This window comes from Nocardia vermiculata NBRC 100427, from assembly GCF_001613265.1.
Lineage (GTDB): Bacteria > Actinomycetota > Actinomycetes > Mycobacteriales > Mycobacteriaceae > Nocardia > Nocardia vermiculata.
Window position 1 is genome coordinate 1 of sequence record NZ_BDCA01000076.1, and the last position, 1,106, is coordinate 1,106.

At 64.5% G+C, this 1,106-nt stretch carries 1 protein-coding gene; it reads right to left on the bottom strand.

Annotated elements, in window-relative coordinates:
- On the bottom strand, nucleotides 1–1,088 hold a 1,088-nt coding region (locus NV2_RS30525), incomplete at its 3' end, for a cupin domain-containing protein (protein ID WP_067882434.1).
- Between the last annotated feature and the right edge of the window lie 18 nt (nucleotides 1,089–1,106).

Here is a 1,106-nt window from a genome sequence, read left to right on the forward strand (position 1 = left end):
TGGTGTCCGTGGTTGTCGGTGTAGGCGGCTTCTTGGTAGAGGTCGAGTGCGTGCATGACGGGGAAGTCGTTGAACGAGAACAGGCACGCATCGTTGCGGTCGTCGTCGTTGGCGTGTTCGTGCCAGGCCCACGAGGGCACGCAGAAGATGTCGTTTTCCTGCCAGTCGAACCGCTGTCCGCCGATGATGGAGTGACCGCGGCCTTTGGCCACGTGGTAGATCACCGACCCGGTGTGCCGATGCGCGAGCGTGGCCTGACCGGGACGCAGCAGCTGCATGTGCGCGCCCATCGTCGGCATGACCGAACCGCCGGTGAGCGGGTTGACGTACTCCATGATGATGCCGTCGTACGGTGATCCGTCGGAGACCTCGGCGCGGGCGAGCAACGCCTCGTAGGTGCGTTCCCACGGGTAGGCCAGCAGCGGGGAGTAACGCTTGCTCCATCCGCGGTCGGCGGGGGTGAGGATCCCGGACCCGTACTCGTGCAGCGAGGTGTTGACGACTTTTCCGGGTTGCTGATGCAGCTCCGGATGCACGGCGTAGAAGTTCGCGTCGAGTGTGTTGACCAGGGGGATGTCGAGTCCGTCCTGCCAGATCACCGGGGAGCTGGCCGAATCGTTGCCGTGTTCGTGCCAAGTGCCACTCGGGGTGATCAGGAAATCCCGCGCTCCGGCCTCGAGCCGGTCGCCGTCGACGATCGTCCACGCTCCTTCACCTTCGATGACGAACCGCAGGGCAGAGGCTGCGTGTCGGTGTGCGGTCATCGACTCGCCCGGGTTCATGATCTGCAGTCCGGTGTAGAGCAGACCCACGGCCGCACTGAGGTCCTTGCGGCCGTCGTTGACCAGCATCACCACCCGTCGGCCGGCATCGTCACCGGAGACCAACGAGGCGGATTCGAGCACCGACGGTCGCAGCTGCTGATAACGCCACAGCATCGGCACCGATTTCGGTTGTGGATACCAAGGCTCGATGTCGTTGGCCACCGTCCACAACGCTCCGGCGCCCATCGTCTCGAGCCGGCGGTAGAACTGCACCAGCTCGTCGGTGTCCTCCACGCGGGACCGGCCGAGGATGTCTTCCCTCATATCAGCAACTCCTTCCAC